25 protein-coding genes are annotated in these 26,426 nt (G+C 56.0%); 11 read left to right on the forward strand and 14 right to left on the reverse strand.

Annotation, left to right across the window (positions count from 1 at the left end; all coding sequences use genetic code 11):
• Positions 1–23: 23 nt before the first annotated feature.
• The 5 genes from ACYVGU_RS19410 (at position 24) to ACYVGU_RS19430 (ending at position 7,857) form a co-directional block, all read left to right on the forward strand.
• Positions 24–1,121 (forward strand): hypothetical protein, encoded by a 1,098-nt coding sequence (locus tag ACYVGU_RS19410; RefSeq protein ID WP_460623421.1) that lies wholly within the window; start codon positions 24–26, stop codon positions 1,119–1,121.
• A complete protein-coding gene (locus ACYVGU_RS19415) occupies positions 1,118–4,771 on the forward strand; it encodes a trypsin-like peptidase domain-containing protein (RefSeq protein WP_460623423.1) in 3,654 nt (1,217 codons plus the stop codon). Before ACYVGU_RS19410 ends, ACYVGU_RS19415 begins: the two co-directional genes overlap by 4 nt.
• A 5-nt stretch (positions 4,772–4,776) precedes the next feature.
• A complete protein-coding gene (locus tag ACYVGU_RS19420) occupies positions 4,777–5,853 on the forward strand; it encodes a trypsin-like serine peptidase (protein ID WP_460623425.1) in 1,077 nt (358 codons plus the stop codon).
• A 462-nt stretch (positions 5,854–6,315) separates the two neighbouring features.
• Entirely contained in the window at positions 6,316–7,482 is a 1,167-nt protein-coding gene (locus ACYVGU_RS19425) for a hypothetical protein (RefSeq protein ID WP_460623427.1), read from the forward strand.
• Between the two features lie 261 nt (positions 7,483–7,743).
• Entirely contained in the window at positions 7,744–7,857 is a 114-nt protein-coding gene (locus tag ACYVGU_RS19430) for a transposase (protein ID WP_460623428.1), read from the forward strand.
• Between the two features lie 83 nt (positions 7,858–7,940).
• Here ACYVGU_RS19430 and ACYVGU_RS19435 read toward each other — a convergent pair whose 3' ends face one another.
• The gene (locus ACYVGU_RS19435; RefSeq protein ID WP_460623429.1) at positions 7,941–8,426 is read right to left on the reverse strand and encodes a hypothetical protein; all 486 of its coding nucleotides are present in this window, start codon (positions 8,424–8,426) and stop codon (positions 7,941–7,943) included.
• A gap of 343 nt (positions 8,427–8,769) precedes the next feature.
• On the opposite strand from ACYVGU_RS19435, the gene ACYVGU_RS19440 reads away from it, so the two are divergent.
• On the forward strand, positions 8,770–8,940 hold the full coding sequence (locus ACYVGU_RS19440) for a hypothetical protein (RefSeq protein ID WP_460623430.1): 171 nt from the start codon (positions 8,770–8,772) through the stop codon (positions 8,938–8,940).
• Between the two features lie 583 nt (positions 8,941–9,523).
• On the opposite strand, the gene traN is transcribed toward ACYVGU_RS19440, so the two are convergent.
• The 13 genes from traN to ACYVGU_RS19505 form a co-directional block, all read right to left on the reverse strand.
• The gene (gene traN, locus ACYVGU_RS19445; protein WP_460623431.1) at positions 9,524–10,411 is read right to left on the reverse strand and encodes a conjugative transposon protein TraN; all 888 of its coding nucleotides are present in this window, start codon (positions 10,409–10,411) and stop codon (positions 9,524–9,526) included.
• Positions 10,408–11,649 (reverse strand): conjugative transposon protein TraM, encoded by a 1,242-nt coding sequence (gene traM / locus ACYVGU_RS19450; protein ID WP_460623432.1) that lies wholly within the window; start codon positions 11,647–11,649, stop codon positions 10,408–10,410. The genes traN and traM overlap by 4 nt, the downstream gene beginning before the upstream one ends.
• Before the next feature lie 34 nt (positions 11,650–11,683).
• Positions 11,684–12,301 carry a conjugative transposon protein TraK gene (gene traK / locus ACYVGU_RS19455; RefSeq protein ID WP_460623433.1) on the reverse strand — a complete coding sequence of 206 codons (618 nt, stop codon included), beginning with the start codon at positions 12,299–12,301 and terminating at the stop codon, positions 11,684–11,686.
• Positions 12,302–12,323: 22 nt separating this feature from the next.
• Positions 12,324–13,373 carry a conjugative transposon protein TraJ gene (gene traJ, locus ACYVGU_RS19460; protein ID WP_460623434.1) on the reverse strand — a complete coding sequence of 350 codons (1,050 nt, stop codon included), beginning with the start codon at positions 13,371–13,373 and terminating at the stop codon, positions 12,324–12,326.
• A 43-nt stretch (positions 13,374–13,416) separates the two neighbouring features.
• Entirely contained in the window at positions 13,417–14,064 is a 648-nt protein-coding gene (locus tag ACYVGU_RS19465; protein ID WP_460623435.1) for a hypothetical protein, read from the reverse strand.
• Positions 14,065–14,715: a hypothetical protein gene (locus tag ACYVGU_RS19470; protein ID WP_460623436.1), complete on the reverse strand. Its 651-nt coding sequence runs from the start codon at positions 14,713–14,715 to the stop codon at positions 14,065–14,067.
• Between the two features lie 29 nt (positions 14,716–14,744).
• Positions 14,745–15,326, reverse strand: a complete 582-nt coding sequence (locus ACYVGU_RS19475) for a hypothetical protein (RefSeq protein WP_460623438.1) — start codon at positions 15,324–15,326, stop codon at positions 14,745–14,747.
• A 31-nt stretch (positions 15,327–15,357) separates the two neighbouring features.
• Positions 15,358–17,832 carry a TraG family conjugative transposon ATPase gene (locus ACYVGU_RS19480; RefSeq protein WP_460623439.1) on the reverse strand — a complete coding sequence of 825 codons (2,475 nt, stop codon included), beginning with the start codon at positions 17,830–17,832 and terminating at the stop codon, positions 15,358–15,360.
• A complete protein-coding gene (locus ACYVGU_RS19485) occupies positions 17,829–18,146 on the reverse strand; it encodes a DUF4133 domain-containing protein (RefSeq protein ID WP_460623440.1) in 318 nt (105 codons plus the stop codon). Before ACYVGU_RS19485 ends, ACYVGU_RS19480 begins: the two co-directional genes overlap by 4 nt.
• Positions 18,147–18,150: 4 nt before the next feature.
• Positions 18,151–18,426 (reverse strand): DUF4134 domain-containing protein, encoded by a 276-nt coding sequence (locus ACYVGU_RS19490; RefSeq protein WP_460623503.1) that lies wholly within the window; start codon positions 18,424–18,426, stop codon positions 18,151–18,153.
• A 105-nt stretch (positions 18,427–18,531) separates the two neighbouring features.
• Positions 18,532–19,206 (reverse strand): hypothetical protein, encoded by a 675-nt coding sequence (locus ACYVGU_RS19495; protein ID WP_460623442.1) that lies wholly within the window; start codon positions 19,204–19,206, stop codon positions 18,532–18,534.
• A 99-nt stretch (positions 19,207–19,305) separates the two neighbouring features.
• Entirely contained in the window at positions 19,306–19,767 is a 462-nt protein-coding gene (locus tag ACYVGU_RS19500) for a DUF3408 domain-containing protein (protein WP_460623443.1), read from the reverse strand.
• A 15-nt stretch (positions 19,768–19,782) separates the two neighbouring features.
• A complete protein-coding gene (locus tag ACYVGU_RS19505; protein WP_460623444.1) occupies positions 19,783–20,547 on the reverse strand; it encodes a ParA family protein in 765 nt (254 codons plus the stop codon).
• Between the two features lie 622 nt (positions 20,548–21,169).
• Here ACYVGU_RS19505 and ACYVGU_RS19510 point away from each other — a divergent pair.
• The 5 genes from ACYVGU_RS19510 (at position 21,170) to ACYVGU_RS19530 (ending at position 26,358) form a co-directional block, all read left to right on the forward strand.
• Positions 21,170–21,502 carry a plasmid mobilization protein gene (locus ACYVGU_RS19510; RefSeq protein WP_460623446.1) on the forward strand — a complete coding sequence of 111 codons (333 nt, stop codon included), beginning with the start codon at positions 21,170–21,172 and terminating at the stop codon, positions 21,500–21,502.
• Complete coding sequence (locus tag ACYVGU_RS19515) at positions 21,499–22,440, forward strand: relaxase family protein (protein WP_460623447.1); 942 nt, start codon at positions 21,499–21,501, stop codon at positions 22,438–22,440. The genes ACYVGU_RS19510 and ACYVGU_RS19515 overlap by 4 nt, the downstream gene beginning before the upstream one ends.
• 35 nt (positions 22,441–22,475) lie before the next feature.
• Positions 22,476–24,506, forward strand: coding sequence for a conjugal transfer protein MobC (gene mobC / locus ACYVGU_RS19520; protein WP_460623448.1), 2,031 nt, complete (start codon positions 22,476–22,478; stop codon positions 24,504–24,506).
• Positions 24,503–24,868 carry a hypothetical protein gene (locus ACYVGU_RS19525; RefSeq protein WP_460623449.1) on the forward strand — a complete coding sequence of 122 codons (366 nt, stop codon included), beginning with the start codon at positions 24,503–24,505 and terminating at the stop codon, positions 24,866–24,868. The genes mobC and ACYVGU_RS19525 overlap by 4 nt, the downstream gene beginning before the upstream one ends.
• 131 nt (positions 24,869–24,999) lie before the next feature.
• Positions 25,000–26,358: a topoisomerase C-terminal repeat-containing protein gene (locus tag ACYVGU_RS19530; RefSeq protein ID WP_460623450.1), complete on the forward strand. Its 1,359-nt coding sequence runs from the start codon at positions 25,000–25,002 to the stop codon at positions 26,356–26,358.
• The last annotated feature ends 68 nt before the right edge of the window (positions 26,359–26,426 follow it).

Here is a 26,426-nt window from a genome sequence, read left to right on the forward strand (position 1 = left end):
ACCCTGTATCATCGTAGCTACCTATGCCTCACCCCTTCTTTGACGCGACTTCGTATCCAATGGCCCGTCAGGATGCCAGGGAATTCGCTGCGGTCTTAACTCAAGTCTATCAGGGAGCGGGACAGATCTCGCTGTTGTACAATTCCTGTAAGGATGGTTTGCGACCGTTGGCCGTGGAGGGTCTCAGCCCTGATGTTATATGGAATGATGCCCTACAAAAACTGGCTGCGGCCGGCGCGCTCCGTCAATTATGCGATCTGGTCCTACAGAAGGTTACTAACCCGGTGGCCCAGGCGAAAATAGTAGCTGTCATAAATGCGCCGTCGCCCACCGAAGAGCTGTTTATTACCGATGACATTTTTTTGCTTGATCGCAAGGTGCTGCGCAGCCAGCTGGACCGACTGATACCCGAGCAGAACAGTCTTAAGGTTGTGTTGGTGCTGGGTGAATCGGGTAGTGGAAAAACGCACAGCCGCTACCTGTTTTCGCACCTCGCCCGCAATCAGGGCGCCGAGCCAGTTTACATTCGGGAGGGAATGGTGGCGACCGTTGAGGATGTTATGAAGGCCCTGGTTAGTCCTCTGGGAGTAGCGGCGCTGCAACAGTTACCCACCCGGAGCCAAGCCCACACCACGGAAGATGCCTGGTACGCTGACGTGTGCCGTTTTCTGCAGGCGACGGCCATGACCCAAGCCAAGCAGCTCTGGATTGCTGTCGATGATTTGGGCGTAGACAGCAGCGGTGCGCCACTGTTGGATCGTCAGATCCGACAGTTTTTTGACCACTTCGTGATCCAGATGCAGAACCCGGCCTTCAGCAAATATTTTCGTTTGATGCTGATCAATTATCCCGATGGACCAGTGCCCGTCAAATGGGATACTGCAACATGGACCAGAGATAAGCTGACCGGCTCGGACGTCAGCGAGCACGACGTGGCTTTTGTGTTAGCCGCGTGGTCAAAGCGGCATCAGGTGACGATGCTTGAAGATCAAATTCAAACGCTCTCGGCGCAGGTGGTAGCGTATGCGCAGACGGCAAACGCGGCAGGGCGCTCCCGGATCGATCGGATTGCGCAAGCACTTCAACAAACGATGCAGCAATTGTTGGTTACAAAGCTATGAGTGTGAGAGCAAGCGCTATTTTAGATGTTGAGGACTTTGTGGCGGGACTGCAGGGCACCGCGCGGGGAATTGTCCGACTGCAAAGCAGTGCGGGGATAATCTCGGCATGGTTGATTACGGATGATTTAATTGTCGTTCCGAGCTTTTACCTCGCCAATTCCACGGCCGACACCGCCTATCATTGCTACTACCATGCGCGGCAGCTAGAGAGCATAAAGGCAACAGTGGTTCGGAAAGAGAAGGAAAGCGTAGATGGCGGCCCGGGCCTGGTAACGTTAATGCGCCTTGACACACCGCTTCAGGGGGCAGCATTATCCTTAGCCACGGAATCCCCGCTACCGGGTGATCAGGTAATGATCGTGCAACACCCTGAAGGTATCCGGTCCCCCAAGCTCAGCATTGGCAACGTGGTGCAGGCGGAGGGGCAGCAACTGCAGTACGACGCGGCTACTCAGCCAGGATCATCGGGCAGCCCTGTGGTCAACGCGCAGTGGCAGGTAATTGCCATCCATGAAAGCAAGAAAGGAACGCAGGGCAATGAAGAGCTCAACCAAGGCAGCCTACTGACCGCGCTGCTGGTAAGTATGCGCGATTCTTCGGCGTGGTTGGAAATAGCGCGCTTGCATAAGCTGGTAGATGTGGCAGCAGCATCCCAGGCGTTAGCATCCCAGGCGTTGCTGATCGATACGCTTGCTCCAGATCCAGGCCCTTCAACGGCGTTTGATAAGGCATTGCTACAAGCGGCCGTGTTATGGCAGTTTGATCCGGGCAAGTTTACCGGTCCGGAGCGATTAGCGCTTAAGCCCTTCATTGTCGACCCGGAGGCCGCGCAGTGGACGTTGCGCACGAGTGAGCGCCAGCGTATTCTGAATTCGGCCCCCCTTTCAGTTCTTCGCGAGGCCAGAGGCGACAGTTTCATTGACCACCCCGGACAGGCGACTATCGACCGCATTTTGCGGGAGCCGTCCTGCAAGCTGTCGACTTTGCCGGAGGCAGAACTGCCGTACTGGATCCAAGTAGTGCGCTGGTTCGAACGGAAAGACCTGACCCTGCCCACGCCCAAAGAAATTGATGAAGAACTCGAACGGCGGCGCGTGCGCAGTCGGTTGACCACGATTACCGGCCCGGCCTTCCAGGGGCGAGGCGTTGAACTAGCCCAATTGCATAGCTGGTATCAGGCGGCGGACCGGGGACCCATGGTGCTGACAGGAATCGGGGGTTCGGGCAAATCCTCGTTGCTGGCTCGCTTTGCGCTTGACCTTGCACCTGATACTCTATTGCTCTGGCTAGATTTTGATCGCCCCGACCTAGCACCCAATGATGCAGAATCAGTACTATCGATTTTCAGCCAGCAAGTCTACATCCAGCGAAACGCTTTTGCGGGGCCGCCCCAGCATCAGCCCTTCGTTGTGCAAAAAACGGCCACTGAGTTTGCGCAGGCCCTGACTGCTGTCCTTGGGCCCGATGAGCCGGTACTGGTGATCCTAGATGGATTTGAAGTGGCGCAACATTTCTTGGACCACAACGAGATCTGGAAGCTACTCGATGTAGTACTAGCTATTGCGCCAACCCTGCGCGTAGTCGTAAGCGGACGGGCTCCGGTAGCAAACCTTACTTTACGGGGGCATAAGGCTCAAACTATGTTGTTGAAGGGTATGGCCACGGCGGATGCCGTTCGGTGGCTAACGAGCAACGGAGTCACGGATGCCGAACAGGTGGAACAGATTGTAAAAATTTCTGAGTGCGTTCCGCTGTTCCTCAAGCTGGCTGTTCAGCTGGTAGAAAAAGGCGACAAGATTGACTTGCCCAAAGAGTTACCCCAAGCCCTGATCAAAGGGTTTCTCTACCAGCGCGTGCTGGATCGAGTGATCGATGCACGGTTGCGGGACATTGCGCGCCACGCGCTGGTTTTACGCTACCTCACGGAGGACGTAGTTGCCGGGGTTCTGGGTCATCTACTGCCGGCAGGGTTGACAAGCACCGAAGTCTTTGCGCTGCTCCTGCAGGAGTTGAGCCTAGTTAGCGAAGAGCCCCAAACCAAGGGGTTTGCCCTGTCCCTGCCCAGTCATCAAAAAGCCCTTTACATTCGCTCGGATGTGCGCGCTGCCACGTTGCGGTTGTTGGAGATGGATGACCAGGCCCGGGTGCGGGACATCGACCGGCGAGCGGCAATGTGGTACAGCCAGCAGCCGCAAAATCAGGTCGAGAATTCGGCGGAGCTCGTTTACCACCGGTTGCGGCTGAATGACCTTGCGGGAGCAAGCCAGGCCTGGCAAGAAAACTGCGCGCGACTGCTGCAAGATGCCGTGGCGGAATTTGAGCCACTTAACACGATGGCCCACCAGTGGCTCAAGGACCGCTTACTGCAGGCTTCCACGCCGTTGGAAACACACCTAGCGTGGGAAAATCAACTGCTCGAGCAACTACCCGACATGATTGCTCACGGCAATATCGCTCAGGCTGTCCGCTATCTTAACGAGCGGCCTGAGCGGAGAGCCGACAGCCGGCTGAAACTGTATGACGCATGGTTAATGTGGCGTACAAACAACAACGCCCCCCTAGCCCGTGAAGTCCTCGGTAGTGTTTCAAAAATTCAGAGCCAAGATGAGCGCGATCGAGCTGTTCTGGCCGCCTACCTCGCGGTGCAGAGCGGCGGACGGGGCGAGGCCAGACGGTTGCTTCGGCGACTGGACCGGAAGTATTTGTGGCAAAGTAGCCCAGAAGGTAAAATAGATTTACTGGCCGTGCAGGCCGCCCAAGTACGCTTGGCCACGGACTTGGAGACGGAACTGGACTTGGCCCACATGCTGGACAACATCCCCTCCTTAGTGGGAAAAGCAGTGCACTACCTGACCGCCTTGGATGTGATACTGCCTAGTTTGGTTAGAAAAATGGGCAGTGCCTCGCCCCTCGAGTCCTTTGGATCCAGCATCCAACTGCCTTTAGAGCCGCAGCCTGACCAGGATCTACTGCAGCAATTAGATTCCATGCGTGAGCTCATGAATCCGCATGCGTTAAAACTGAGTGTTAAACGGTTGAGCGGTCGAGCGGGTCTTGAGCTGCCCAGGATTCTACCTATCGGGAAGAGCGCCAAACGCACGCTTACCCTCCTAGAACTTGTGAAGCGGCTGGCCGCACTCAGCCAGCGGCGCTGGCAACTAGGCACCGCAAATTTACTGCAGAAGGCGACTTGGGACGAATTGTTCCGTTTTGACGCCCCCCCCACTGGTATGGCGCTGTCGGTGGTGAGTACATTGACGGCATTCCGAGGGCAACCTCTCACGTCCAATGTAGCGGGCAATATGATGCCTGACCTCGACAACTTGGTTGACTGGTACATGAAGCGCACGGGTCGTGCCACGACGATAGCCGCTCCCCGCCGCCGTGTCGACTTTGCCCTGAAGGTGCTAGAACACGAAATCAAAGAAACCAAGGGCGGATGGGTAGATCTAAGCTGGCTGGAGAAGGTAGCGGAGTCAGAAAAGAAAGGCGAAGACTTCTACCAGTTTGAGGAAAACTTATTCCTCAACCAGCTACAGAAAGCAAATAATCCCGTCGCACTTGCGCTTGGCTTATACTTGACCGGACCGGATCCGCTGGAGATGCTCTGCCGCAAAGCGTTACACTTACCTGATCACCTAGCCCTGTAAGCACTATGTCCATCTTAGATGCGTTTCCTTATCCCTGGCACTCGCGCGAAGCCCGGGATTTGCACACTAAACTGACGCAAACATATCCGGATGTGCGCCGGGCGCTTGCCCTGGCACGCGAGGTAAACATCGATACCTTGGCGATTATTGCCGATTCATCGCCGGCCATGCTCTGGCGTGATTTGCTTGACCAATCGGCATCAGAAGGGAATCTGCGGGCTTTTGTGCAGCACCTGTACGACATCCTGCCAGTCAACAGCCCGACCCGCCCTTTTCTGAGAAGTTTGCTCAATAATGTGCAGCCGGTGCTTGATGCGGAGCCCAGTACTGGAGTGGACCCCAGCCCATTCCTTCGGCAGGACGACTCCATTTCTGAGCCGGAGGCGCTGTTGTACTACGACGACCTGACCATCGAGGTTGGCAAAATTCCGCAGCTCATCACAACCCTCACCTCCTTGGCTGCCCTGGCACCAGCCGTGTGCCGTTTGCTCGTGACGATTCAAGGCTTGCCATATTTCGGCACTGGTTTCCGCATTGGCGAGAAGCTGCTGCTTACCAACTGGCACGTGCTGCACGACCAGTACACGGGGGCTCCCGCCTCAGCGGTCACCGCCCAATTCCGGTACGAAGACGACGGGCAAGGCGGCGAGTTGGCTCCTGCCCCCATCAGTTGCGACGTACACACAATCCGTTCAAGCAAGGAGGACGATTGGGCTGTGATTCAAACTAGCCAGCCCTTGCTGGCTTCTTGGCCAATCATTTGCCTGAGCACCAATGTGCAGCCGGTACCCGGCAACGCCACGTACATCGTGCAGCATCCCGGCGGGAGTCGCAAAAGACTGGGCTACGTGCGCAACTTGGTTTCCTTTGTAGACGATCGGGTCGTACAGTACCTAACCGACACGCAGGGAGGCTCCTCCGGCTCCCCTGTATTTGATGCGGCTGGACGGGTGATTGCGTTACACCACATGGGGGGGCAGCCTCAACAGGTTGCAGGAAGAGCACCAATAAAGAAAAACGAAGGAATACACATTTCCAGGATACTGGCCGGATTTGCCCAACAGGGTATTGTTGTGCCGTAAGTCTTTCGCCGGCCTTGCAGGTGATCAGGGTGCCGTAGAGGCCTATCCCAAGCTGGTGTTTGCCGCGAAAAAAAGCACGTACCCGCAACGGCACTGGGGGCGAGTGCGTGAAGCCGGCGAAATGGTCGCTGGCTTTGTACATGGGAGCGAAGCAGCAGCGGCGGTAATCTTTTGATATTCCGGCGGAGTGGCAAGCACGCGTTGTTAGGGCCCTGGATTAGCTCGGCTAGCGCTTTTGCCGTGGCGCCGTTACCCGGACCGCGGCCCAAAAAGCAAAGCAACAGCCTTGATAGGGTCAGTTCGTAGCGCGGCTTGTGTCGCGTAATGTCCCCCACCTCGTTCAGGGTGACATAAAAAAACTGCCGACTCACGACAGAGAGTCATTACCGGCCGATCAACGGGACGAAGCGATTGAGCTTTCCCCAAGCACTCACTCAATGAGCCGCCCATTCATTCTTTAGCATGAAAGCCTTCCTAACACTCAGCTTTTTCCTGCCCGTCTTTGCGTTTGGGCAAGCCCCCCTACCCGACCTTGCCACAGCCCTAGGCGTTGCGTACCCAGACTTCGATCTAGCCAAGCACGTTGTGATTGAGAAAGGATTTGACCAATCAAATATGAGCGAGATAGCCATAGATGCGAAAATAGAAAGTATTGTTAAAAGCCAATCAGCCAAGCCATTACTGGAAGTTAGCGTACCTTACAACACGAAAAAGTTAGTATACCTAGGCCGGATTCACCCCGTTAAAACGAATCTATTTAGCGAAGATCAATTTTACTTCAAGTACTTGGATCAGGCGATCGCGGATGAGCAAGCGCACGTATATAAGTACGAGAATTTGTACATCGCCACCCGAAATAATACCCTGTTGGACCGGTACCTAGTGTACTATACAATTCGAGCTATTTTGCTCATAAAGCATCGATTGCCGAGCGTACAGACTGCCTTATTCGAAAAAACCGCGGAGCTGCCTACGAATTTCCTAGCTGCTTCACGCAGCGCGACTTATATTAATATGACAAAGAACTACTTTGTCACTTTTGACGGCACGCTACCGCTGCCGTCAAATAATGCTTACTTCGGACCTCTGCAGGTCGGGTTCATCTACCCCACATATGGTAAGGAGCTTTATCCGAATACGCAGGTCATGTACTTTAACAGAAACACCGTCCTTAATGCCGGTTCTGCAGGCCCTGTGCCGATTTATCCGGCAGTTACGGATCCAGCTGAGAAGTTTCATACCTATATGAAGGATGGCTTCATCCACTCGTTTGTGCACGAACGACTCCATGACTGGGTTTTTCAATTCACGAATCTTAACAGCTTAGCTGATTTTTTGCGCAACAAGAGTCAATCGTCTGGTCTGGTAAGTAACTACTATCCCCTTGAGGAAGCCGTTGTTAATAACACCACCAATTCGCTCTTCGAAGCATACCCCAACAACGGCGGCTTGTCCGGTGAAGTGTTGCGATTCTACCAAAAAGAGTTTGCACTCAGTATTAATGCCTTTAAGGTGGCGGGGGCCTACGATCAACTCAGGGCCGAACTGGTACGATTTGCTCCTAATGCCACTCAGGACGCGCAGTTATTTATTATTGACTTGAAAAGTAAGGCAAATACCCCCCGTTGATGAAAATCAGGCTGGACCTTGGCTAGCACCACCGTTTTCTTGGGGGGTAGAACATTCCTTTTTCCTGTACGGTTTCTTGCAGTCCAAGTGTGGAAGGGTTACTTGGTTGCACGAACAATTATCTTTGTGTTCGTGAGCAATCTGGATGAAATCAGTGACGATGCGTAGTCGGCTTTGGCCCCGCATCCATCGGGAAAAGCGGGTGCTGTGGGCCGAACCGGCGCTGATAACCGGCTCTTTCTCAACGTCTTGTTCTGAGTGGTGCGCCACGTCTGCGTTTGGCGGGCGCTGCCTGCGCGCTTTGGCAAGCACGACACTTTTCGCAAACGCAGTCGGCACTGGGCGCGAAAAGGCATTTGGCAACGCTTGTTCTAGGCCGTGCAGGAGCCCGACCTAGACTGGGTATGCTCGACTCGAAAACTATTATCGTAACGGGGAACCCGCAATGAGGTTGGTGTCTACCTCTTCAGTATATCATCCATAAAATATACTGTGAAGTAGAGTGGCTGGCCACCTTCCAACTCCATATAATATATGGCCTTACCATTGGTTATGACACCTCCCTTGGTAATGTCCACGTACTGTTTGCCCTCGTAATTCCATTTTACAATTCTGTTGTTTTCAACTAGATAGCTATTGGATCCACAGGCATTACCGGTCGTTGTGTTCATAATGGTATTGTGCCAGCCATCAGATATTGACTGTGGGTAAGTTCCAGCACTTTCATACATCTCTTTGGTCTGCGAAATGCACTCTTTTACTTGGCTGTCATAAGCCACTTGACCTGCTGCCCTCTGTTCTAGAGCCGTGTTAGAATTGTGTTGGTTGGTGTTAGACCTAGTCTGTACCTTTTGCTCTGGCAGGGTGCTATATCTGTTAAGTTGTGCATTAGCCTGACTAGTAATAGCTAGAAATAGAATAAAGAGTAAAAGGCTGTTTTTCATTGTCATTTAGTTTAGTACCAAATATAGGTAGTCATTCTTTGTCTTAAAGTAACAGCTACTTTAATATGGTTAGCCGTGCAGCGTGTAAATCCAACTTAGTGCAACAAGCTCCTCTTTATGGCCGGCCTCTTTATCAACCCAGCCGATGGCCTGCTGTATAACAATGTCCGTGCAACCAGTGAGACGCATCTTGACCGCCTCAAAGTCGACTTATCAATTAAGCGCCTGATGTTCGGGCACAAGTGGGCTTGGCTGATCCCCGACAGCCTATGCAACCCACTGTTGGTCCGGCCTACGCCATCCCCTCTCCCGCTCAAATTCGACGAGTAGCACTTACGGGGCTATGTACCGATACTTATTCCAAGACGTGTATCCGTGGGCCGGTGAAACCCGTCAGGACCGAGGGTTTCAGTGCTACAAGCCTGCGGCCAATGTGCAGACCGACCATATGATGACCTATGCCAACCACCGGCGCGTTGGCTCCGACTTGGGCGCCATCAGCGCGCAGCCTTAGACCGAGAACAAACTAATGGACTATCCAAACCACAGTTTGTGGAACGGGCTGCCTACTACCTCGACCACTTTAACCACGTTTATGCCTTCCGGGAAGGCAGTGACCGTACGATGCAGGCAGTAGTTCAACAGCCACTAAAACGTACATTTTCTGTGACACCATCATCAAACCTTCGCTCAGGCAGTCGGAAGAGTACTTTTTAGACTTAGCGTAGAATTATTTCCACTTACTAAAAGATGAAATAACGCCATAATTGAAAGGAGTAGACAGCACAGGAATCGAAAAGGTTTATCGACTTAATGGTACCGTCGCCTAGATACGGCCCGACCTATTACGGAGAAGAGCCAGAGCACCAGAGAGAGGTTGACTACCTGGCTGCCCCAATTAGGCGCGCAAGGGCTATAGAGAAAAATAGGCACGAGTAGGATAAGTAGGAAAGCACGCATAAAACCAACTTATAAATTCTATTAGTTTATTATACGGATTTGCCTAGAACCCGGCAGTGCACCACACTGAACATCAATACAAAGGGGGCGCTTACCAATCCGGTAAGCGCCCCCTTTGTATTGCCACTGGCCTAGGCCTACTGGGTCAGCTTACGGGCCTCAAGTATGTCGGCATTGCTCACGTTGAACGATAGATGGCGGCCGCCACCGCGCTCGAACATCTCGACCACCAGATTCTTATCGTCGGGTATGGTGAACTTGCGCAGCACGTACACACGCTCCAGTTCACCCGGGCCGGCAATCTTGGACTGACCCGCATTGAACACGTAGAGCGGTGCCACTTCGGTTTCCTGCTCGGCCGTGCGCTTGGTCTTCTTTTTATCACGAATGTAGAATTTTACGAAGTCTACATCATAGTTGATGTTGGTTTTGTTCTGCATCCACAGAGGTAAGAAGAAGGTGTCGCCCTGAGTATATATACCCTGCAGGGCCAGCGTCACATCGTTCCTGTTCTCCTTCAGGTGCACCCTGCGCTTCTCCTTGAGGGCCGCGCGGGAGTAGTTTTCCATCTCCGTCTGCGTCAGGTTGCCGTTGGCCAGGCGCGCCAGCGGCTGCGATGCCGAGTCCTCCGTATTGCCTTCCGCCAGGTTGTAGTTCACCACCCTGGGGTTGGCCTCATAGTCCACCAGAAACGAGTACAGGCGGCCATCCGCCGTTACCACCGTCATGTTGGTTTGAGGGAAACCGGTTACGTTGGCTTTCACTTTGACGATGTTTTCCGCCCCCTTCACCTTGTCGGCAATAATGCCTACGTTGCCCAGATCCACGTAGGTCACGGCCTGCGGAAAGATCAGGTGGGTTGTTTTCTGGAAGCCTACGCCTAAATGATACGAGCCGATAAAGTTATGCTGCTGGAGCTGCATCGGGGCGGCACCCGCCTGAGCCGTTGTTTGGGCCAGAGCAGGGGCAGCGGATACGGACAGGGCCACGAAAGCCAGACGCGTAAACAGTGGGTAGAGTCTCATTTGAGGAGCAGTTGATAGTTGGCTTTTAGATGAATCTTAACCTGCCTGATTTTTTTGCCGGTCAGGGCCTTGCCCGTTTGCAGGGCCACGCCGGCGGCCTGCGTAGCCAGGTTGGGCGACATGGCCAGCAGCTCCGCACTGCTGGTCCCGCTGGCCAGGCCCTGTTTGGCGGCGTCCCGCTCGACGGAGCCGGGAATGTTCAGGCCCTCATTGCCGTCCAGATCAAAGGCCTTCAGGCTGATGGGGAACACATTGTTTTCGTACTGCACGTTGGCTGCCTTAATCGTCAGGCGGTTGCCGGAAATGCCACAGGTGCCGTAGATAAAGCTATTGCGCGGAATCAGTTGGCCTTGAATTTCCACATCGGAAAGCAGGCGCAGCTTGACAGTGGAGCCCTGGCTTACCACCTGGTCGGAATGGACTACAGCCGGCACGGCATTCATGCCTGTAGCACTAGGTCTGGTGGGCTCGCCGATGCTATGAAAGCTGTTGGTTTCGGGGCCTTTCGCGGCCTTGCGTTTTGTACTACGCGCCACGTTGCCATTATTCAGACGGCTCACCACGGACGGGGTTTCGGCCGTAACCACACTCACTCCTTTCTTCACTGGGGCCGGCTTGGGGGCCACCGCTGGAGATGCCGCCCCACCTGGAGTATTAAGGGCCGTCAGTCGCTGCTCATACTGTTGGCGCAGTACATCCAGCTCCTGTAGGCTTTGATCCAGCTGATCATCCTTTACACTGCGCGCCTGCGCGGCAGCATAGCTCGCTCCTCCCCCGCTACTACCTGATGAAGGTGGCTCAGGTGCCGCCTGCTGCTGCTGGAGACGCTGCATGCGGCTTTGCACAGCCGCCACATTAGGATCCTGATTAGGGTCGAAGGGCTGCTGGGTTTGCCCCGGATGCACCGCGTAGTTGATGCCCGCTGTAGCTGCCGAGTCCACGGCCGGAGTAGTGTCGGCCTCCGGAGCGGGGGCAAAGGAAAGGTTGTTGCGGCGGGTGCTATCCTGGGGCGCCTTGTAGGCATCGAGCTTGCTTTCGTACAGGGCGTTGTTGCCCGCCGCCGGCAGCGACATATTGATACCACTCTGGTTGGCGTCAGCGGTAGCCGCGGCGGGTGTACCCTCGCCCCCTCCGGCCAGAAAAAACAGAATAGCCAGCGTAGGAGCCACGAAAACGGGCAGCATGGTCATCAGCTTGCGCCGGTTGATAAACTCCTGGGTGTGCTTGATCGTGCTCATATCTAGACAGCTTTGGAGGTGGGAAGGCCCGCGGCTAGCGCCGGTCGGTGCGCAGGTCCTTGTTTTGCAGTACCCGCCAGCGCTCCATGATAAAGCCGTGCGGGTTGTTGGTGGAGCGGGACACGTCGCGCAGGTAACATTCCGAAATAAGGTTGCGCGTCGTGACCGACGAGGCCCGGATGATCTGCTCGTGGGCGTAGCACTTGGCGTAGTAGGGATAAGAAGCCGCCCTGATCACTACGCTGTCGACCTTGATATCCTGGCTGATGTTAGCTTGAATCAGGTCGTTGTAGTAGCCACTCTCCTTCAGGTTGTCGTAGGCCCGGCGCGCACTCTGATCCGCCAGAAACAGGGCCTGGCTAATGTTGTACTCAATGGCCTTCGCGTCTGGATCCAGCGAGAAGAAGTACTCATGGAAGCGCTTGACGTGGTCCTGGGCTTCTACCGGCCGGTTCTCCTTTACATTATGAGAAACTGCCAGCAGCAGGTTGCCTTGATCCAGCACGTAGATGCGGCCCTGGGCCTCGCGCGCGGTGCGCTGCGAAGCATAGACGGCATAGCCGGCCACGCCCAGGCAGAGCAGCATGAAGAGCAGGGCCAGCGTTTTGGTCTGCTGATAGGCCGAATCAATATTCTTCAGGGAGCGGAACATAAGCTATCGGTCGTAAGGGTGATTAAGCCGCCGTGTTGTTAAAGCCGTTGCCGCCCCCGAGCAGGGACTTGCCCGCGGCGAGGGTGCGCCCGGCCACCTGCCCCGCCACGCCCCCAGCGGCGGCGCCGGCCGTGCTGGCCGCGTTCCCGCCGACGTTGGTCGCGAACCGGAGCACGTTGCTCATGCCGCTGGCAGCGACAATCCAGTTCGAGACGGTAGGCACAGTGAAGTAGCCGCAGATGGCAATCACGAGGAAGATCAGGTAGCCATAATCGGCCGTATCAAGGTCCCCACCTGATCGGATCTGCTCGATGTCCAGGTTGAGCATGAGCACCTGAATTTTGGCGATAATGCCGCCGTAGATGTTGGCCACCGGCAACCACAGAAACACGTTGATGTAGCGGGCAATCCAGTTGGTGAGCGTGCCCTCGAAGCCCGGCCAGATGGCAAAGCCGAAGCTGATGGGCCCGATGATGCTCAGGATGATCAGGAAGAAGGTGCGGATGGTGTTGATTACCAGGGCCGCCGAGTCGTGGGCCAGCTCCAGCACATCCTTCAGCCACTCCCGAAAGTTCTTCTTGACATCGTAGGCCATCCGGTCGAAGTAGAGCGAGGCTTTGCCGCCGAAGTCCAACGCGTCCTTGCTCTCCAGTTCCTTTTCAAAGTTCTCATCCGACTGGAAGGGAGCATTCTCCGGACGCGCCGCCAGCAACTCCCGCTTGCGCTCCTGCAGCTGAATAATGTTCTGATTCTGGGTATCGACGATAGAGGCCGTTGCCGATGTGATACCGCCCAGCACCCCATTGAAGAGGCCGAGCATAGCGGGGAAGAAGGTAATAGCCAGGCCGATGGCAAAGGGGCGCAGCAGGGGGAACACATCAATAGGCTCGGCAGCCGCCATGTTACGCCACACCTTGCCCGCTATATAAACCAGCGCGCCCAAACCACCCAGCGCCCGGCCCAGGTTGATCATATCCGAGCACAGGGGAAGCATCTCATCGTAAAGCGTATTGAGCAGTTCCTGCAGGGAGCGAAACGGCACGGATACTTGAAGGAGGAAGGCCAGGAGCATAAGGGAGTAAGTAGGTAGTTGAATAATTATTTTTAGTATCCAGTTAATTCTGTAGGCCGTACAGCGTGCGTAGGGTTTGCTGGCTGCGGGCCTCCCGCGTCTGCTCGGCGGCCATCGCCTGATTGCGGGCCGTGAAGTATGACACCAGCTGATATTGATGGGTCACCTTATCGGATATGCGGTTGATAAACTTCAGCCGCTGGGCGTCGGTCATTTCGGCGGCCTGTGGGGTCAGGATGATGGACAGGTCATCGAGCAGGGCCACGTTCTCCGCCAGCAACACCGTGTAGCCTTTCACCATGCCCTGAATCTGCCCCGGCGTCAGGTAGGGGTTGCGGCGCAGCTGGGTGATGTTCTGCGTGTAGAGGGCCAAAGTCTTATCCTGATAGCTCCAGATCGTCTTTACCCGCTCGTAGCCCCGCACGACCGTGCTGATCTTCCGCAGGCTGGCGTACCACTCCTCATGCATCGCGGCTGTCTGATCAGTCAGGGCCTTGGTTATAGCCTGCGCGCTGGTTCCTTTCTGGACGATAGTATTCCCCAGGGCGCGCAGCGTGGTGAGCATACCCTGGTGGCCAGCCTGCTTGCTGGCCTGACCTTCGGCAATGGGGGCCGAAATAATCAGCTGGGCCCGGGCCGACAGGCTCAGCAGCAGGAGACCCACGGACAGAAGTAGGATGCGCTTTTTCATCTACTGGAGCCCGTAGAGCTTTTTAATGGTGGCCAGGTCCCTTGCTTCACGGGCCTGCTGCAGGGAGATGGCCATGTTGCGTCGGGTGAAGTAGGAAACGAGCTCATATTGATGCGTTACCTTGTCGTCGAGGGCATCAATCAGCTCCATGCGTTCGGCATCCGTCATCTTCGCCTTCAGCGGGGAAATGACGGCCGTCAGATCATCCAGGTAGCCGGCGCTTTCTTTGATCAGCACGGTGTAGCCGCGCACCATGCCATCGACCTGCGCCGGCGTCAGGTGGCTATCGGCCCGGAACTTGCCGATGTAGTTGGAGTAGATGGTGATGATGGCCGCCTGCCGCTCGAAGATGTGCTGCACGCGCCGGTAGGTGCGGATCGTGCTACTGATCTGCAGCAGCCCGTCGTACCAACTTTTGTGCAGCAGCATGTTCTTCTCCGTAAACTGCTTGGTGAGAACCTGCTCCACCACCCCATCATTGACGAGGGTATTGGCTTTTGTGCTGAGCGCTTTCAAGGTCGCCTGCAGGCCGGTTTGCACGAAGTTGGTTCCCTCCAGCACCGGCGCCGAAACGATAGCCTGGGCGTGGCTCAGGCGCGGCATAGTGGCTAAGAGCCAGCCTGCGGAAAGTAGTACCGGTATCTTCTTCATAACCTTACAGAATAAGTGGAGGATGAGGGCTAGTCGTGGCCCCAGGTGCTGCGCATCAGTTTCTTGTTGGTTTCCTGCTGCTGGAGCTGGGCCAAGCCTGCCGCCGTGCGCTTGGTGAAGTACTTCACCAGGGCCAGTTGTTTGGTTTGCTTGTCGGCCAGCTCTGAGACGTAGTGCAGCTGGTCAGCCTCGCTCATGGTGGTTTTGCCGTTGGCCAGCGCCGAGAGCTCCCCCACGTTGGCCGTGCTTTCATCCACTAGCTTTTTATACCCGGACCGGATGCCCTGGGCCTGATTCACGGTCACGGCCGGCTGCTCGATCAGCTTGGGCTCATTGGCGGCCACCTCCTGCAGTATCTCGGCGTGGGCCTGATAGATGCGTTCCGTCTTGGGGTTGAGCTTAATCGTGTTAGGCACTTCGCTTTGGTACCACGAGTGCACGACGGATAAGTAGTTGGTGGTCGCGGCCTTGTCCGGCACCTGGGCCATGATGCGCTGCACGGCGGCCGCTACGCGGGCCTCGGCATCATCGGCCAGTTTCTGAGAGGCGGCATCCGGGCCGCAATTGGTAAACAGGCTGGCCAGGGCCAACGCCCATACAAGTCTTTTCATCTGGCAACGGGAGCTAAGTGAATGGAATAGACTAAGCGGGCACGCCTTCACACAGGTCGCTGGCATAGGAGCGGATGGCGGAGCTGATGTCCATGCCCTGCTCAACCTTCTTGAACAGCTGCATTTTCTCGGTTTCCTCGGTGGTGTAAGTCACGTACTCCTCCAGGGAGACTTCTACCCCGTACACCTTCGACACCCGGCCGCCCAGGCTGATAAAGACCTCTTTGTATTTCGGGCCGGGTCGCAAATTCAGATTGATGCTGAGCACCTGCGCTTTCTCTTTTTCATTCAGGCCCAGCAACTTTTGAATGTCCTCGAAGCGGTTCAGAAACTTGTTCTGATCCAGCAGGATCTTACAGTCCGAGTTGTTGAGAATGGTATCCTTCACAATCGGGTTGTTAATGATATCATCCACCTCCTGGGTGACGACGACCGCCTCGCCGAAGAACTTGCGGACGGTTTTGAACAGGTACTTGATGTACTCAGCCATACCCTCTTTGGCGATGGCTTTCCAGGCTTCCTCAATCAGGATCATCTTCCGGATGCCCTTCAGCGTGCGCATCTTGGCAATGAAGGTATCCATGATGATGAGCGTCACCACCGGGAACAGGATGGGGTGATCTTTGATGTTGTCGAGCTCGAAGACTATAAACGACTCCTGCACCAGGTTCAGGTCACGCTCCGAGTTGAGCAGATAGTCATACTCCCCACCCCGATAGAACGGCCCCAGCACGTAGAGGAAGTTCTGCATATCGAAGTCCTGCTCCCGCACGCTCAAGCTGGCTAGGTGCGCCTTAAATGGCCCCTGCAGAAACTCATAAAAGGTGTTGAAGCTGGCCTTCACGTCGCGCCGCGTCTCCAGCATGAGGTAGTATTGGGTGATAGCCGTCGAGAGCGACACGTACTCCGACTGGCTGACCTTCTCATCTTCCCGTTTCCAGAGCGTCACCAGCAGCGTTTTGAGGCTTTCGCGCTTTTCCACGTCGGGTTTTCCGACTACATAAAAGGGGTTGAAGCTGATCGGGTTGTTTTCCTCATAGGTGAAGTATACCCCACCCTTCAGCTCACACAAGCCCTTGTAGGAGTTGCCGGTATCGACCAGCAGCACGTGCGTGCCCTGCTCGTGGTACTGGCGCACCATGCCATTGGTGAAGAAGGACTTGCCCGAGCCGGACGGCCCCAGGATAAACTTATTCCGGTTGGTGGTCACGTTGCGGCGCATCGGCTCATCCGAAATATCCACGTGCACGGGCTTGCCGGTGATGCGGTCGGAAAGCTTGATACCGAAGGGGGAGCTGGAATTGCGGTAGTTGGTTTCCACGTTCCACAGGCAGCAGGCCTGGTCCTCGAAGGTGTAGAAGCTTTCCTCACTGGGGAAGTCGCCGGCGTTGCCCGGAATGCCCGCCCAGAACAGGGCCCCGATATCCACCGTGTTTTCCCGGGGGCGGCAGTTCATCTTGGCAATCTGGCCACTGGTCAGGTCGCGCAGCTCCTTTAGCTCCTGCTCCTGTTCGGTCCACACCAGCACGTTCGCATGCGCCCGTACCGATAGCTTCTGCAGGGAGTGGGCATCGTTCAGATACCGGTCGTAGAAATCCTTGTTGATGGAGTTCTGCCGCGAGTAGAGCGAGAGCGCATTGAGGTTGTCGCGCTTTTTCTCAAAGGTTTTTAGCGTCTTGGCGTGGTCGTCAAGAAACAGGTACTGGTTGTAGATGTGGTTGCAGCCCAGCAGCAGTCCCACCGGCGCCGCGAAGCCCACGGCGAAGTGAGTTTTGTCGGTGCTGAGCTTGTCGTACTTCACATCGGTATCGAGGGCCAGGGGCAGATCATCCAGATTGCCCAGTGAGTAGCATTGGCAATGCTTGCTGCCCACCTTTAGACCATTGCGCAAATCCAGATCCACCATGGGAGCCGCATCGCTCATGCTCAGGGCCAGGTACTTTTCCAGCAGCCCGGTGGTGGATTCGGTGCCGGCCAGATCATCGTTGGTGAGCCGGGTACAGGGTATACCGGAATCCTCCAGCAGCCGCACAAACTGGCTTACTGCGTTGAAAAAGCTGGTCATGGCCTTTTCATCCATCATTTCCTTGGGAACGATCTTGGAGCGGGAAAGCAGCGTGGCCAAGCTGTTCCAGTTCTCCCGGGAGGTGGGCGTCTTGGTCAGCAGCAGGTAGCAGGAATGATTGAGGAAGGGGCGCTCGAAAAAGTGGCGCTCGTAGGCGTGGGACAGCATCGTACGCTCCTGCTCGTGGCCCGGAGCGTACCGGTCTTCCACAAACCAATCCTGCTTGTGAATGATGGTATGGTTGGGCAGCAGCCGAATAGCCTTCACAAAGGCCGAGTGCAGCGCCTCATAGTCGCTGGCCGAGAGGGTGAAGATTTCCGGCAACTCCAGTCGGAAGGCCACCGTGATGTCGGCATTCTTGCTGATCAGACAGTCCGACTCCACCTTGTAGATGGGTTGCTTGGTCTCCAGCGTAGCCGAGGGTAGCAGCAGATTGCTCATAAGTGCTTCAGGTCTTTGAACAGGCGGGCATTGCGGTTCACGATCAAGCGGGGCTGCCGCTGCCGGGCTCGCAGCTTCATGGCCCCATGCTCCCCGTACCTGGCGTTGAGCTGAAACACGCGGGTAGTCCAGGCAAAGCCCAAACCCAGCGCCAGCGCCACGGCCAAGTAGGTGTTCACGCCGGCGACGTAGATCCCGATAAAGAAAAGGAACACGCCACCCAGCCCACCCAGTAGGTAGAAGATGTACTGTCCGAGCAACCCTTTGAATTCGACGGGCTTGTTGATGCCCTTGTTCAATGGGTACTGGCTCATGGCCTTACAGGAAGAAGGCCCGTAGGACGGTGGCCACCACCACGAGGAAGATGCAGCTGCCAAACCAGCTCGTGGCCGTCTTCTGCGTATCCTGATCCCCCGAATTCCACTTGCTGTACACCTTGACCGCGCCCACCAGGCCAACGACTGCGCCGATGGCATACACGAGCTTCGTAGCTGGGTCAAAGTAGCTGGTCACTTCGGAGGTGGCCTGCTCGATGCCCGCGGCCCCGCTGCCCTGCGCCCAGGTGGCAGTAGCAGCGGCCAGAACCAGTACCATCGTCAGCAACGCAACGGGCTGACGCCGGCGCGCTACCCGCGCCCTACGGAGATAAGGGATTTTAGACATGGAATATATAGTGTGAAGGTGAATGGTGAATAACGTTTAGCTGGCAACGGCTTCCGGCTCGGAAATCCCCTGGTAAAGGGCCGAGGTGGTGCGCTGCGCTTCCTTCGTGCGTGCCTTGAAAAAGGCGACCAGCAAGTCGGTGTTTTCCAGGGCTGGTACCGCTTCGACTACCTCCTGCTCGGTAAGTTTTCCCTCCGCTGCGCACTCGAAATAGTTACTGAGCTGATCAACTCCTACTGTGTGATCCAGGTCAACCTCTTCCTCTTGGCCTGCTGCGCCCGTCTCAGGTTGGTTTGTAGTCTCTAAGCTAGTGATTTCATCATTATTTGCTTGAACAGAAATGATTATATCATTATTTTCTTCTTCCCCCTCTGCGGAAACTTCTTCATTTGGGTGTGCTGACTGACCCTCATTTTCTTCCCGAGGTTCCTGCTCAGCCTGCTCCTCTCCTGCCGGATCAGCTGCCGGGCCGGTCTCTGCTTCTGACGGAGGCGCGCTGGGCAGGACGGCGGCCAGCGTGGTGATTAGGGGCCCACGAGCTGGAAGGCCTGGCGAAGGCCCCGGCGGTGGTGGTACGGTCCCTTTGCCTTGCTTTCGCACCCAGGCCACCAGTTCGGCCCGGTAGTAGAAGAGGGCCACGTACGCATAATACAAGACGAGCAGGACCGCCATCCAGGAAAGGAACTGCGACCACGAGATCATTTGAAGCATATCGCTGGTGGTAGAGGTGGGAAAAACAAGCCAAGGCAGTAGCCTGCACCCCGTTTTTGGCGGGGGGTGGCGAAAGGTCACAGCAGGCGGCAGGAGAGGCTAGTAGGGAAGCTGCTTTTTGTTAAGCTTCTCTCTCTCACTCAGTACCGCACGGATGTCGGCACTGAAGGTTTTAAAGTGATGAGCGGATAGATTGATCATGAGGTCGGATAGCGGAATACCACACGTCTGCGCAATGTTGATCAGCGCGGCGTGGGTATCCTCATCGATATATACCGCCTTGCCTTTCTTCGCCCGGACGGGCTGCAGGAAGGTTTGGGTATAATCGACCTTGCCAGCGGGGGCCGCGGCCTGCTCTCTTCTTCCCGCCTGTTCTTTTTCGGGAGCAGGTGCGGGCAACGGGGCCGCTATGAGAGCCGCAGCCGCTTCAGGTTGCGCCGGGAGTGGTAGTGTGGTGGTTTCTACTGATTCCGCTTCGGTGGACGGAGCGGGCCGTTTCCGAACGAATTCCATCACGGTATTCAGATTGGTAGCGTTATCGGGTTTTGTCGGTGTAGTCATGACGACAGGAGGAGATTAGTGGGTGGTAGCTTCACTGGTGGTGGCCTCCCCTATCGGACGCGGAACCGCGTCGTTGAAGATGATGTCGGCCATTTCCTGAATCAGTCCACTGATGCCAAGGCGCATGTATTCTTTCCCTAAGGGGAACATGGTGGAGCGCATCGCGTCCTTTTTGTAGTTGACGCTTTGCTCCAGGCGGGTTTGCATAAAAGGAATGCCCTGCTGGGCGAAGTGCCCTTCCGTCACGTGGTAGAAATCCTGCTTCTCACTCTTGACGTGCTTGTTCCAGAAAGCATAATATCCCTTTAACCGGCTGCCGGGCTGCCCCTTGATAAACTTATCCAGCACCGAGGCGAATGGCAGGGTAGCTTCTACGCTTAGCCGGTCCGCCTCCATGGGGATGAAGATGTGGTCGATATGCTTCCAGAGCTCGATGATGCCTGGGACATTGATGGTACCGGGGGTATCGATAAAGACAAGGTCGAACTGACCCTCCATCTCATTGGCCACGTCCAGCGCTTCTTGTACCTCGCAGGCTACGATAGGGTAAGCTGGTCGGTCGTGAACCTGGAAGTCGGCCGTGCGATCTGCGTTGGCCTGCAGGAGCTCCAGCTCTTTGTTGCGCAGGCCTTCCAGCGAGTGCTGCGGATAGTCACAGTCGATGACGGCAACTTCCTGCCTGGCCAGGAAATGGAAGGCGGAAGCAGCCAGGATGTTGATGGTCGTTTTACCAACCCCACCCTTCTGGGATGATATGGAAACGTATCTGGTCGTGCTCATACCGAAACGGGTGGTTGAGGGGTGGAAAAAATGGGTGCGACTCGGATGCTGATCCGCAGAAATTTGGGTTTGTTTTTCACCTAAATACGGAATTAAAAGTAAAAGTGACTATCTAAGTATCAAACAATATAAAAATGAAATCATCATTTTTCATTCTGCGCCGAGGATTTGCTGTTGAGTTAGTTAACGCTGGAATTGCTTGTTCATTTCTTCAACTTCATAAAGCTTTGACTTTGCAATCAGACACTCTTATATCCAAGCATTCACCTGCCTACTTACCGCTCTACCCAATGACTTATATAAGGCTTTGCTTATGTCGTTATTTAAATAGTTATATAATTAACTAATTAGACCTATATCAAGACAGCTTATCACTTATTCAACTAACTGCTTAAGTATCGAAAGCAAACCGATTTCCGCCCCCCGGTAGTAGCCAGCACTTTCCTGCGCCGCTGGCTTCATTCTAGGCCCCCCCTAGCATTTCTGCTGTAGCCCCTGTAGTTGTTCAGCGAGCCATGACTTTGTGCGCACAAACCAAGAGTTTGCCTGCTCAAAGTCACCAGAGAACTTGACGCAAGCTAGTTCTCTGGGCTCGCCGAGGTAAGCCCACCCGGAAACCAACATGGAACAGAAGCCATCGCCCGAAACTGCCGCTGAACAGGTGGCAGCCGGGGAGAAAGACAACCACATCAACCTGCGCATCAGCACGGCTGATAAGCAGGAAATTGAGAAGAAAGCGGCCCGCGCAGGGCTGAAGACCGGAGACTATGTGCGCCGCGCAGCGCTGGGCAAACAGATCGTCGAGAAGGTGCCCGCCGAGCTGCGGCAGGCCCTGGCCGCGATAGGCAATAACCTGAATCATCTGGTGCGATTAGCCAATGCCGGCCAGCTGAATGGGGCTAATACGGCGGTGCTGAATGAGCTTATGACCCGCCTTTTACAGACACTGAAATGATTGCAAAAACTTCTATCGGCTCTGACTTCACTGGCGCGTTGGAGTATGGGGCCGGCCTGCGGTCGGACCGGACCAACAAACAATCCGAGTTATTGAGTGTGTCAAATGTGGGCAGCGTGGATGCCCACGGCATCGCGGCCGAGATGCGGGCGGTAGCCGAGCTGAGTGGGCGGATCCAAAAGCCGGTCTGGCATACGTCCTTATCCTGGGCGCCCGGGGAGCAGGTAAGCCGGGAACAGAAGCTACGAGCGGCGGCCCTGTACTGCGAACTGATGGGAGCCAGCCTGGACCGGCACCAGGTAGCGGTCTATGAGCATAAGGATAAGGCCCACCCGCACATCCACGTCTACATCAACCGAGTGCCCACCGATGGTGGCCCCGCCCTGGATACCGCCCAGAACTATGCTCGCAACGTGAAGGCCACGCAGCAGATCCGCGAGCAGCTGGGGCTACAGCCCCTGCCGGATTGGCCAATCGGCACTAGGAGCCACATCCCGGAGCGGGAAGCCGCCCGGCAGTTTGTAAACCAGACCCTCACGGAGGCCCTGCGCACGGGCCGCGCCCGCTCGCTGAAGCAGTTAGCGGTGTACCTGCAGGGCCAGGGAATAGAAGCGGCTTTTAAGCAGGATAGCCAGGGCCTGTTGGTCGGCACCAGCTTCCGGTATCAGGACCACAACATCAAGGGCACCGAGGCCGGCTATAAAGCCAAGCAGCTGCGGGACTACTTCAACTGGCTTAGCACCACCACGCCCGCGCAGGTGGTAGCAGCACCCGCCTTGACCAGCGGCTCTTTCGGCAGCGCTCACCCCGAAACACATCCGGCCCCGCCCTCCCTGCTCGATGCGCCCGGGCTGGGCCTGCTCAATGGCCGCGGGGCAGATGATGCCGAGCGCAATGAAAACGTGTTGCGGCGCCGGCGGCGTCGCCTCAAACTATAAAGCAGTTACTATTCCCCTATCTAATCTAAGAGGCCATGGAAGACGAAAGAGCAATGCGCAAGATCATGGACTTTATGCGGCTGATCAGCCTCGGGTTAGTCCTGGTGCACCTGTACTACTACTGCTACGGTTACTTTGCCGAGCAGCACTTGACTGCCGAGTGGGTAAGTGGCCTGCTGACGCGCTTCAGCACCAAGACCGCGGTATTCTCGGCTCCCTTCGTTACCAAGCTCGCGGCGGCCGTGTTTCTGGCCTTGTCCTGCCTAGGCACGAGGGGGCAGAAAACGGAGGGGCAAACCGGGAAGCCCATTGTGGTCTACCTGCTGCTGGGCTTGGTCGTGTTTTTCGGCAATGGCTTTCTGCTGGAGCTGCCTTATTCGGCGATGGTGCTTACCGTGCTCTACGCCGGCAGCACGGCCGCAGGCTTTTTGCTGCTGCTGAAGGCGGGCAACCTGCTGGGCCGCCTGCTGAAGGTAAATATGCTCCGTGACATCTTCAACTCGGAAAATGAGACGTTCCCTCAGGAGGAGCGGAAGATGGAAAACGAGTACTCGGTGAACCTTCCCACCTCGTATCAGCTGCGCCAGAAGCGGCGCACCGGTTGGATTAACATCGTCAATCCCTTCCGAGGCACCGTCGTATATGGCACTCCCGGCTCAGGTAAGTCCTTTGCCGTTATCAATCAGTTCATCAAGCAGCACCTGGCCAAGGGCTTCGCGATGTATGTCTACGACTACAAGTTTGATGACCTGAGTAAGATCGTGTACAACGAGCTGCTCAAGAACCGGGACAAGTACGAGCACCCGGTGCGCTTCTACGTGATCAACTTCGACAACCCGCGCAAGAGCCACCGCTGCAACCCCCTGCTGCCGTCCATGATGACGGACATTGTGGATGCCTACGAGTCGGCCGCGACGATCATGCTCAACCTCAACAAAAAGTGGATTGAGAAGCAGGGGGATTTCTTTGTCGAGTCGCCCATCAATTTTGTAGCAGCCATTATCTGGTTTTTGCGTCTCTACCAAAATGGCAAGTACTGCACGTTCCCCCACCTGATCGAATTCCTGGGGCGCTGCTACGAAGAAATGTTTCCCATCCTGGGCTCCTATCCTGAAATAGAGAACTATGTACGGCCGTTCGTCTCCGCATTCGAGGGCGACGCCATGGAGCAGCTGGAAGGCCAGATTGCCAGCGCCCGCATTCCCCTGAGCCGGCTGGCCTCCCCGCAGCTGTACTGGGTGATGAGCGGGAACGACTTCACCCTGGATATCAATAACCCAGCGGAGCCCAAGGTCCTGTGCGTGGGCAACAACCCCGAGCGGGAAGTAATCTATGGGGCCGCGTTGGGACTCTACAATGCCCGTCTGGTGAAGCTGGTCAATAAGAAAGGCAAGTTGAAGTCGTCCCTGATCATTGACGAGCTGCCTACTATCTACTTCAAAGGCCTGGATAAGCTGATTGCCACGGCCCGTAGCAACCGGGTTTCGACGTGTTTAGGGGTACAGGATAAATCCCAACTTGACCGCGACTATGGCAAGGCAGAGTCGACCGTTATCCAGAATACCATTGGCAACGTGATTGCCGGGCAGGTAACGGGAGAAAGTGCCGAGGCCTTATCCAAGCGCTTTGGTCGCATCCTGCAGAAGCGGCAGTCGCTCAGCATCAACAGCCGGGATACGAGCAGCAGCATCTCTACCCAGCTGGAAAGCATGATACCGGCCAGCCGCATCGCGGGGCTAAGTCAGGGTAGTTTCGTCGGGGCAGTAGCCGACAACTTTGGAGAAGAAATAAACCTGAAGGTTTTTCACGCCCGAATCCTCGTGGACGTAGCAAAAACCAAGCAGGAAGAGTCAACTTACGAGGACATTCCCGATATAACCAGCTTCCTAGATCCGGCCACTGGTCAGGACCGCACGAGCGAAGTGATTCAGGAAAATTACAAACGCATCAAGGCCGACATTGCGGCCATTGTCACCAGCGAGCTAGCCCGCATTGCGGCTGATTCCAGTTTAAAACACCTGATCCGGGCCAAAAAACCCTCCCCCCAACCCACACACACACCATGAGCAAAACCACCATCGGAAAGCGGCTTGCCAGGCTCCGCGATGAACTAGCCGTTACGGGCGAAGACCCGTGGACCCAGGCGCGCGTAGCGCAGGAAGCCGGCCTTACCCAAAACATGGTAGCTCGGCTAGAGCAGTCAGGCGCCGGCAGCATTGAGGCGTTTGTAGCCCTGATTCTTTTCTACTACCAACGGGGCTACAACATCAACTGGATCCTGCTGCCGGATAATTCGATGGTGTCTAAGCTGGCCCTCAACGACAGCATCAAAAGCGTGGACGCCAAGGTCGTCGCCGCCGACCTGACCACGCTCAAACAGGATCTGAGCCGACAGGTAGAAAGCCTGATTGAAAAGCTTACCAGCTAAGGCTAAAAATGAGCAAAGGCTATTTGGCACGACCTACAATCAGTACTTCATATAGGAAATAGGATTAACTACATTAAAGCAATGGTAGCCCCGGATGGGGTAGGTTTTCCACTTCTCACCCAACCAGTAGCATGATGGACACCCGCAAACCACTAGGCGATTCGCCGCAACCGCAGCCCTCGCCGCTATCTACCGGCAGCCCTAAGTCCCCGCAGAAGCCCGCCAGCCAGGGCGAGATTAACCCCGACGAGTTGCGGGATGAGTTTATCCGCCATGCGCAGCCGGTGGCCGATGCGCTGCGAAAAAGCGGCCAGACCGTTGAGGCTACCCAGCTGGAGGATGCCGCCAGGATTATCGGATACTCCGTCGGCACCCCACCCGCCCAGCAACAACCGCTGGGCAACAGCCTGCAGGGGGCACCGGTAAGCGAGGTGCTGAAGAATATTTACCTCGCCATCGAGCAGAACCCTGCGCTGAAGAACATGCCGGAAGCCCAAAGCCTTCGGCGCGCCGGGGAGAAGTTGGATAAAGCAGGTTTGCTGAGCATCACGGTGCGCAACGGCGTAGTGGTAAGCTTCGTGAGCAACTTTGCCGATAACTTCAGCAGAGCGCAGAAAACCGATACTGCGAGGCCTACTAAAGCTTCGGAGGGGCCGCAGTCGCGGCTAGTGCCACCTCCTGCTCGCGATTCGCCCACGGGAACTACTTCACCGGCGCCGGCCGCTATGGTGCCATCAGAGACGCCAAAGTCTGCCAGCCCAGCTCCTGCCTTATCCCACCCTGCTCCCCCGACGAAGCAGGCTACGCGAATAGCTCAGGGCAAGGGCTTCACCCTCGCGGACTTGCCCCTGGAGCAGTTGGCGAAGATGGGCGTAACGGTGGAGCGCCTGCAACAGAGCGGCCAGCTTCAGAAGCTCTTGGCCGGCGAGAAAACTGACCTGATCCAAGGCCTGGTAATTCGCACTGGCCAGGGAGAGCAAGTACCGTTCGCTTCCAAGCTGTTTCTCCATCGGGAGGCCCTAGGCGGAACACCCAAGCTACGGTTTGACTTGCCAAAGCACCAGCTGGAAATACCGGAGCAGGTAATGGGCAAGGAGCTTACCCCAGCGATGCGGCAGGAGCTCCAAACCAGGGGGCGGCTTCCCTTGATGGAGGGCTTTACGGATGGCCAAGGGCAGCCGTTTACGGCGTATCTGGCCGTCGATAAGGACTTGAACCGCGTCGTAGCCGTACGACGCGAAGCCATTGCCCTGCCCCAAGAACTACTCGGCGTACTCCTGAGCCCGGAGCAGCTGCGGCAGCTAGCCGAGGGCCGACCGGCCACTGTCCAGGGCATGCGCAACAGCAAGAATCAGTTGTTTGATGCTACCGTGCAGCTGGACCCGGTAAAGCGGCAGCTCACCTTTGCCGATGCCCGCCCCAGCCAGGCTCCGCGCATCGAGCAGCAGCCGGAGGTAGCCCCTGCCCCGCGGCCCCGCATTCGCCTCTAGTCGTATAGTCCCCTAGGATCAGCTTCTGGAATACGGAAGCTGATCTTTCTTTTTCCGCCTCTCCGCCT

Source organism: Hymenobacter tenuis (assembly GCF_054780495.1).

Excerpts from the sequence above, each read along its gene's own strand:
- ACYVGU_RS19410 (WP_460623421.1), top strand. The coding sequence starts at position 24 with ATGCCTCACCCCTTCTTTGACGCGACTTCGTATCCAATGGCCCGTCAG.
- ACYVGU_RS19415 (WP_460623423.1), top strand. The coding sequence starts at position 1,118 with ATGAGTGTGAGAGCAAGCGCTATTTTAGATGTTGAGGACTTTGTGGCG.
- ACYVGU_RS19420 (WP_460623425.1), top strand. The coding sequence starts at position 4,777 with ATGTCCATCTTAGATGCGTTTCCTTATCCCTGGCACTCGCGCGAAGCC.
- ACYVGU_RS19425 (WP_460623427.1), top strand. The coding sequence starts at position 6,316 with ATGAAAGCCTTCCTAACACTCAGCTTTTTCCTGCCCGTCTTTGCGTTT.
- ACYVGU_RS19435 (WP_460623429.1), bottom strand. The coding sequence starts at position 8,426 with ATGAAAAACAGCCTTTTACTCTTTATTCTATTTCTAGCTATTACTAGT.
- ACYVGU_RS19440 (WP_460623430.1), top strand. The coding sequence starts at position 8,770 with ATGTACCGATACTTATTCCAAGACGTGTATCCGTGGGCCGGTGAAACC.
- traN (WP_460623431.1), bottom strand. The coding sequence starts at position 10,411 with ATGAGACTCTACCCACTGTTTACGCGTCTGGCTTTCGTGGCCCTGTCC.
- traM (WP_460623432.1), bottom strand. The coding sequence starts at position 11,649 with ATGAGCACGATCAAGCACACCCAGGAGTTTATCAACCGGCGCAAGCTG.
- traK (WP_460623433.1), bottom strand. The coding sequence starts at position 12,301 with ATGTTCCGCTCCCTGAAGAATATTGATTCGGCCTATCAGCAGACCAAA.
- traJ (WP_460623434.1), bottom strand. The coding sequence starts at position 13,373 with ATGCTCCTGGCCTTCCTCCTTCAAGTATCCGTGCCGTTTCGCTCCCTG.
- ACYVGU_RS19465 (WP_460623435.1), bottom strand. The coding sequence starts at position 14,064 with ATGAAAAAGCGCATCCTACTTCTGTCCGTGGGTCTCCTGCTGCTGAGC.
- ACYVGU_RS19470 (WP_460623436.1), bottom strand. The coding sequence starts at position 14,715 with ATGAAGAAGATACCGGTACTACTTTCCGCAGGCTGGCTCTTAGCCACT.
- ACYVGU_RS19475 (WP_460623438.1), bottom strand. The coding sequence starts at position 15,326 with ATGAAAAGACTTGTATGGGCGTTGGCCCTGGCCAGCCTGTTTACCAAT.
- ACYVGU_RS19480 (WP_460623439.1), bottom strand. The coding sequence starts at position 17,832 with ATGAGCAATCTGCTGCTACCCTCGGCTACGCTGGAGACCAAGCAACCC.
- ACYVGU_RS19485 (WP_460623440.1), bottom strand. The coding sequence starts at position 18,146 with ATGAGCCAGTACCCATTGAACAAGGGCATCAACAAGCCCGTCGAATTC.
- ACYVGU_RS19490 (WP_460623503.1), bottom strand. The coding sequence starts at position 18,426 with ATGGTACTGGTTCTGGCCGCTGCTACTGCCACCTGGGCGCAGGGCAGC.
- ACYVGU_RS19495 (WP_460623442.1), bottom strand. The coding sequence starts at position 19,206 with ATGCTTCAAATGATCTCGTGGTCGCAGTTCCTTTCCTGGATGGCGGTC.
- ACYVGU_RS19500 (WP_460623443.1), bottom strand. The coding sequence starts at position 19,767 with ATGACTACACCGACAAAACCCGATAACGCTACCAATCTGAATACCGTG.
- ACYVGU_RS19505 (WP_460623444.1), bottom strand. The coding sequence starts at position 20,547 with ATGAGCACGACCAGATACGTTTCCATATCATCCCAGAAGGGTGGGGTT.
- ACYVGU_RS19510 (WP_460623446.1), top strand. The coding sequence starts at position 21,170 with ATGGAACAGAAGCCATCGCCCGAAACTGCCGCTGAACAGGTGGCAGCC.
- ACYVGU_RS19515 (WP_460623447.1), top strand. The coding sequence starts at position 21,499 with ATGATTGCAAAAACTTCTATCGGCTCTGACTTCACTGGCGCGTTGGAG.
- mobC (WP_460623448.1), top strand. The coding sequence starts at position 22,476 with ATGGAAGACGAAAGAGCAATGCGCAAGATCATGGACTTTATGCGGCTG.
- ACYVGU_RS19525 (WP_460623449.1), top strand. The coding sequence starts at position 24,503 with ATGAGCAAAACCACCATCGGAAAGCGGCTTGCCAGGCTCCGCGATGAA.
- ACYVGU_RS19530 (WP_460623450.1), top strand. The coding sequence starts at position 25,000 with ATGATGGACACCCGCAAACCACTAGGCGATTCGCCGCAACCGCAGCCC.